Origin of the sequence: Streptomyces torulosus (assembly GCF_001419765.1) — a bacterium.
Taxonomy (GTDB): domain Bacteria; phylum Actinomycetota; class Actinomycetes; order Streptomycetales; family Streptomycetaceae; genus Streptomyces; species Streptomyces torulosus.
The window spans coordinates 1-2,633 of record NZ_LIRK01000729.1 but is presented as its reverse complement, the minus strand read 5'-3'; the positions used below and the strand labels follow the sequence as shown (position 1 = coordinate 2,633).

The following is a 2,633-nucleotide window of genomic DNA, read 5'->3' as shown; positions in this document are numbered from 1 at the left end:
GCATCCCCTGCGTTCCGCCCGTGCGGGCGGGCGCACCGTCGCCTTCTGGCTGATCGCCACGCTGGCCACCCTCGGCACCCTCGGTGCCCTCTCCGCGCACACCCTCGCCCATCATCTGACCACCCGTACCGACCGTGAGATAGAGCGGTTCAGCCGGCTCGCCTTCCCGCCGTCGGGAGCGCCGCGACAGTCGACGGCGGGGTCCGGGGCGTCGAGGTCGGCGGCGGCATCGGCGCCGGGCGCGCCGGGTGGGACGCCGGACGCCTCGCCGGACGCGACGTCGGCACCAGCGCCGGGCTCGGCACCGGGGGCGCCGGCTGCTCCGGGGGCTTCGGGGGCTTCGGGGGCTCCCGCGGCGACTCCGGGATCCGCGTGTCCGTTCGGGGCGGCGTCCGGGTCCGCGGCGAAGGGGGAGACCGGGTCCGGGACGGGGGCCGGGTCCGGGACGGAGACCGGAAGCACGTCGGGAGCGGGCTCCGGGACAGGGGGGAAGTCCAAGGCGGAGGCCGAGTCCAATGCGAGCACCGGGTCCGGTACGGGGACCGCGGCCGGGGCTGGCGCCGAGTCCAGGGCGGCTGACGCTTCGTCCGGCACGGGGACGTCGTCCGGGGCCGACCCCAAGTCCGGGGCTGACCCCGAGTCCGAGGCCGGCGGCGCCGAGTCCGGGACCGCGGCCGGAGTCACGTCCGTGTCCTCGTCCGCCCCCTCGACGTCGGACCGGGCCCCGGCACGATCGTCCACGGGGAACGGGCCCGACTCGGACCCGGCCCCGGACCCGGCCATCCCCTCCCGGCCGGACTCGGCCGGCCCGGCGGCCCCGGACGCCCGTGAACCGGCCGCGCGCCGGGCGGTCGAGCGGCCCGCCTCGCTCACCCCTCCCCTCCTCGACGAGAACACCCTCGTCCTCGTCCTCGACGCACACGGCAGGGTCGTGGAGCGCTACCCCGGCTCCGCGGGCCTGCCCGCCTTCCCCTCCCTCACCCCCGGCCGCCTCAAGGCGTACGCGGCGCGGACCGACCCCTCCGGGTTCGGTGAGGCCTACCGCGCCCAGGTGATGCGCGTCCCCCTGGCCGGCCGTACCCACGAGGGCAGCTACGTGGTCACCGCCCGCTCGACGGTCGAGGACCGCCGCGCCGTCGAACGCCTCGTCCAGGTCGAGACCACCGCCGCCGTCCCCCTGCTCGCCACCGTCCTGTTCGGCGCGCGCCGCCTCGGCCGCCGGGAGAGGCGGGAACAGCAGGACGCGGAACGCCGGCTGCGCGAGTTCATGGCCGCCGCCGGCCACGAGCTGCGCAACCCGCTCACCACGATCTCCGGCTACGCCGAACTCGCCCGCGTCGGCGACCCCGCCTTCGAACCCATGCGGCAGGAGGCGCTCGGCCGGATCGCCACCGAGGTCGGCCGGATGAGCACCCTCATCGACGAACTCGTCCTGCTCACCCGCCTCGACCTCGGCCAACCCCTGCAACTGACCTGCGTGGACCTCGCCCAGCTCTGCCGCGACGCCGCCTCCGCCGCCCGGGACTGCCACCCCGACCACCCCGTACGGCTGCTCCTCGCGCCCGGCGACCACACCGTCACCGGTGACCCGCTCCGGCTGCACCAGCTCGTCGCCAACCTGCTGAACAACGCCCGCGTCCACACCCCGCCCGGCACCACCACCACGCTGGGCCTCGGCACGGAGGACGGTTACCGCGTCATCGAGGTCATGGACGACGGCCCCGGCATCCCGCAGGAACTCCGCGCCCGCCTCTTCGAGCCCTTCGTCCGCGGCGAGGCCACCAAGGCACCGGGCAGCGGACTCGGCCTCAGCATCGTCACCGCGATCGCGACGGCCCACGGCGGCACGGTCCTTCTCGAACCCTCCGGCGACGGCGCGTGGTTCAGGGTGCGGCTCCCGGCGCCCCTCTGATGCGGAGGCGGTGTGAACAGTTGGCAAGGGGAGGTGCTTTTTACCGAGGGTTGACCGGTTTCGGATCAAACTCTGATCAAGCTCCGATCCGATCCGGATCCCCGCCCGCTTAAGTGATCGGCGTGCGGGGGCACATCATCGGTGTGACCTCGCACAACTCCCCCTCCGAGGTCGGCCCGGCGCGCACTCTGATCGACGGCTCATCGATCAACGACGAACGGAACGACGGCTCATCGGCCCGGCTCGACTAACCGGGTACGTGCTGGGCCGACCTCAACTCGGCGAGGTGCTGCCGCACATGGTGCAGGGCCCCTTCCCGCCGCCCCGGCACCCGGCTCCGCAACTCGACCAGCCGCAGCCCCAGTTCACCGGCCCGCCCTGGGTCGCCGATCTGCCCCCACTGATGGTGGGCCCGGTCGACGGCCGCCTCGACCGCCGGGTCCCGCACGTCCTGCCCCGCGGCCAGCCGCGCCTCGGCCACGCCCATCCAGGTCTCGCAGCTGCGCGCCGCGTCCCCGGCGAACATCGCCAGGTCGGCCCGCACCTCACGCCAGTGCAGCTCCTGCGCCGTCCCCGGCCCGAACTCGCGCCGGGCGGCCTCCTCCCACCGGGCGGCGAGAGCGTCGGCCTCGGCATGCCGCCCGTCCTGCACGGCGGCCGTGATGGCGAGATGAGGATCGTCGGCCTCCGCACCCCCGGCCTCCACACCCACGGCCTCCAC

The 2,633-nt window shown here is 75.1% G+C and carries 2 protein-coding genes and 1 pseudogene; 2 read left to right on the top strand and 1 reads right to left on the bottom strand.

Annotated features, from left to right (window positions below; translation table 11 throughout):
• Together AOK23_RS51570 and AOK23_RS51565 are read left to right on the top strand one after the other, a co-directional pair.
• On the top strand, positions 1-1,912 hold a 1,912-nt coding region (locus AOK23_RS51570; RefSeq protein WP_338056560.1), incomplete at its 5' end, for a sensor histidine kinase.
• A 122-nt stretch (positions 1,913-2,034) separates the two neighbouring features.
• Positions 2,035-2,163: a hypothetical protein gene (locus AOK23_RS51565; RefSeq protein WP_276205797.1), complete on the top strand. Its 129-nt coding sequence runs from the start codon at positions 2,035-2,037 to the stop codon at positions 2,161-2,163.
• Here AOK23_RS51565 and AOK23_RS38630 read toward each other — a convergent pair.
• Positions 2,160-2,633: pseudogene (locus AOK23_RS38630) on the bottom strand (hypothetical protein); the annotation flags it as partial. The gene AOK23_RS51565 and the pseudogene AOK23_RS38630 overlap by 4 nt on opposite strands.